General features: G+C 61.5%; 3 protein-coding genes. All 3 read right to left on the bottom strand.

The features are described from left to right. Window positions 1-486 precede the first annotated feature (486 nt). The 3 genes from AC3WTE_RS32470 to AC3WTE_RS32460 are packed head-to-tail and all read right to left on the bottom strand — an operon-like array spanning window position 487 to window position 3,398. A complete protein-coding gene (locus tag AC3WTE_RS32470; protein ID WP_318986943.1) occupies window positions 487-1,686 on the bottom strand; it encodes an NAD(P)/FAD-dependent oxidoreductase in 1,200 nt (399 codons plus the stop codon). Next, window positions 1,683-3,071, bottom strand: coding sequence for a cytochrome P450 (locus tag AC3WTE_RS32465; protein ID WP_318986942.1), 1,389 nt, complete (start codon window positions 3,069-3,071; stop codon window positions 1,683-1,685). Before AC3WTE_RS32465 ends, AC3WTE_RS32470 begins: the two co-directional genes overlap by 4 nt. 21 nt (window positions 3,072-3,092) lie before the next feature. Next, on the bottom strand, window positions 3,093-3,398 hold the full coding sequence (locus AC3WTE_RS32460; protein WP_492443726.1) for a 2Fe-2S iron-sulfur cluster-binding protein: 306 nt from the start codon (window positions 3,396-3,398) through the stop codon (window positions 3,093-3,095). Between the last annotated feature and the right edge of the window lie 71 nt (window positions 3,399-3,469).

The following is a 3,469-nucleotide window of genomic DNA, read 5'->3' as shown; positions in this document are numbered from 1 at the left end:
GATCACCCATCCAATCTGATTGGGTGGCCTACTTTTCAGCCGTCGCGACTGGCCGGATTTTCAACCGTCGTTAACACAATTCGCGGACGGGCCAGCGCGAATCATCAATGTGCGTTTCAGACGTCGCTGGACCGCATGACATCGCCGTACATCTAGGCATGTCGCGCTCGAAGGTCGAGGCGTTGCTTGGCCGCTACTGGATGGCTCCAGACCAGAACACCAGGTTTGGTGGTGCGCCGAACCACACCATATCGCTGTGAGCACTCCGAGCCCGGGACCTGGTGCGTCTCGATGATCAAAAAGCCGGGCCGCCATGTCAGCGCAACCACAGCGGCGTGGAATACGCCAACGTCAATCACGCGGTCGATGAGCACTCGCGGGTGACGTATAAGGAGACCGGGACTGCCCCCGGATTGGACGACTCCTCACCAGTGAGGAGTCGTCCTTGCTGAGCTGATCAACCCCCGTTCCGAGACGTTTGGCGGTTCAAGCTGAACCGGCGAGCAGTTCGGCGCGGTCGGTGGGAAGACGTTTGGTGATGGCCTGTTTAGCAAGCATGAAATCGCGTGGTCGATTGACGCAGTCGGCGGCGATGAGTTCGCCATCGCGGAAGTAAAAGCAACTGAATTCTCTATGGTGCGATGGTTCGCCGCTGAGTACGACTTCGTCGTATCCGGTGTTCAGACCGGCGATCTGGAGTTTGAGGTCGTACTGGTCGGACCAGAACCACGGTAGCGCAGCGATGGCGCTGCGCTTCCCGCAGATGGTCGCCGCGGCGATCTTGGCCTGCTCGCCGGCGCTCGGCACCGATTCCAGCCGAATGCGTGAACCGTATCGGGCCATCACGTGGCTGGTGCAGTCGCCGGCGGCCACGATGTCCGGATCGCTGGTGCGGGCCTGGTCATCGATCGCGATGCCGTTGTCGACGGATAATCCTGCGGCTGAAGCGAGTTCGGTGTTGGGTACCACGCCGATACCGACGATCACCACATCGGCAGGAAGTAATGCGCCGTCCGCCAGCACTACCTCTCGCACGTTGCCGTTGCCGGTGAAGGCTTCGACGAGGGCCTGAGTTCTGATGTCCACGCCCGCGTCGCGGTGGATCCGCGTGAAGAACGCGGACACTTCCGGCGCGGTGACCCGTTCAAGTACACGATCCGTCGCCTCCAGGACAGTGACCTGCATGCCCAGCGAACACAACGAGGCCGCTGTCTCCAACCCGATGTAGCCGCCCCCCACGATTACGACCCGATGGCCGGGTACAGCAGCTGCTCGGATCGATTCGACGTCAGCCGCGGTGCGCAAGTAGTGAATCCCGCGAAGGTTCGCCCCCGGAATCGGCAGTTGCCTAGCCCTCGCGCCGACACACAACGCGAGCTTGGTATAGCTCACCGTGTCGCCGGTATCCAATAACACGCGCCCCGCAGCCCGGTCGATCGAATCCACGGTCGAGTGCACAAGCTTAATGTCCTGCTTGGGGTAAAAATCGGCACTGCGGATCAGGAGTTCGTCGAGGTTGCTCTTACCGGCCAGGTAGGTCTTCGACAACGGCGGACGGTGATATGGCAGTTTCCCCTCATCTCCGATCAGGACGATCTCGCCGGCCCAACCGTCACGCCGGAGATTGCCCGCCAGCTGCGCGCCGGCGTGGCTGGCTCCGACGATCACCGCCCGTTCGGGCGTCATGCACTCTCTTTAGGGGTGAGGCGGACCATCAACTTGCTGATGCCCCGAATGAAATTCGATTGCACGTACTCAGGCTCGCCGATGACCTCGATGTTCTCGAAGCGTGGGAGCAGTTCCTCCCACAGGATCCGCAGCTGAAGCTCGGCGAGCCGGTTGCCCATGCACCGGTGCACGCCGAACCCGAAGGCGATGTGATTGCGGGCGTTGCTTCGATCGATGATCAACTCGTCGGGCCGCTCGAAGACACGCTCATCCCGATTGCCCGAGGCGTACCACATCACCAGCTTGTCGCCCTTGCGGATGAACTGCCCGTTCAGCATGGTGTCCTTCTTCGCGACGCGCCGCATGTACGCTAAGGGGGTCTGCCACCGGATGATCTCGGGAACCATTCCGGGGATCAGGTCGGGATTCGCCTTCAGTTTCTCGAACTGGTCGGGGAACTCGTTGAGGGCCAGCACCCCGCCACTCATCGAGTTACGCGTGGTGTCATTGCCCCCGATGATGAGCAGCAGCAGGTTGCCCAGAAACTCCATCGGGCGGTCGATGAGATCTTTCGTTTCGTCGTTGCTCTGCAGCATCGTGATCAGATCGAATCCGGGCTCTTCCCCGCTGGCCGTTCGAGCCGCCTTGTCGCGCCAGAGCGCACCGAGCCCCTGCGCCATATCAACCATGCCGCGGAAAATCTCGTCGTTGTCGGACGGACCACCGTTGGCCTGCTCCATGGAGCCGGCCAGATCCGACCACTCCACCAGCTTGCGGCGCTGCTCGTACGGGAAGTCCAACAGCGTCGCCAGCATGCGTGCGGTCAGCTCGACGGAGACGTTCTGTACCCACTCGAACGGCTCGTTCACCGGCAGGTCGTCCAACACCTCCCGAACGCGTGAGCGGATCAACCCCTCCATCTCACGCAGGTTCTTCGGCGCCACAACTCCCTGAACGGTCGCGCGCTGGCGGTCGTGGCGCGGCGGGTCCATCGCGATGAACATCGCGACGTCCATGAAGCGGGGCGGAGTGCCGATGATGATGAACGGTTCCGCCGAGAACACCTCGTGGTTCTTGTCCACGGCGATGATGTCCTCGTGCCGGGTCACCGACCAAAACGGACCGAACGGACTCTTCGCCTGGTAATGGACCGGAGCCTCGTTGCGCACCCGCTCGAAGTAGGACTGCCAGCGACCCTGACGGTAGAGGAACGGGTTGCTGAGATCGATATCAGCCAAGTCGACGTCCTCGACCGGCGGGATGGGGGTCTCGGTGAACATCTTCTGGCCGTTCGTCCCGGTGATCAACCGGCGCATCTTGTCGTAGCCGTGAGCGCCCCTCAGTTGCATCTTCACGGGCAGCGTGGACTGGACTTTCGCGGTGACTGCTGAGGAAATACTCATCTTTTACTCCCCTCTCGTGGTCTACAGTTGGAATTCGGGCAGTTCGACGGTCAAACCGTCCCAAGCCTCAGACACGACCATCTGGCACGACAGTCTCGAAGTTGGTTGACGCTCGGGATGCATGCTGAGCATGTCTTCTTCGATCGCTCCCGAGCTACCCACCTTGTCCGACCACTCGTGGTCCACGATCACGTGGCACGTGCCGCAGGCGGCTTCCCCGCCGCAATCGCCGTCGATTCCGGGTACCGCGTTGTTCAGCGCGATCTGCATTAACGATTGACCCTCGACAAGGGTCGCTTCGTACGACTCACCATCGTGAGAGACGATAGCGTCCCGGGGAGTGGTGGACTTCGGATCTGGCGTGGTTCACGCGTTGTGATCAACGAGTCATGGTGAAC

Source organism: Mycobacterium sp. FW102-FHT13B02 (assembly GCF_058790275.1).
The sequence above is the reverse complement of the archived record's forward strand: the minus strand, read 5'-3'. Positions and strand labels throughout refer to the sequence as shown.

Coding starts and splice junctions, on each gene's coding strand:
- AC3WTE_RS32470 (WP_318986943.1), bottom strand. CDS start 1,686: ATGACGCCCGAACGGGCGGTGATCGTCGGAGCCAGCCACGCCGGCGCG.
- AC3WTE_RS32465 (WP_318986942.1), bottom strand. CDS start 3,071: ATGAGTATTTCCTCAGCAGTCACCGCGAAAGTCCAGTCCACGCTGCCC.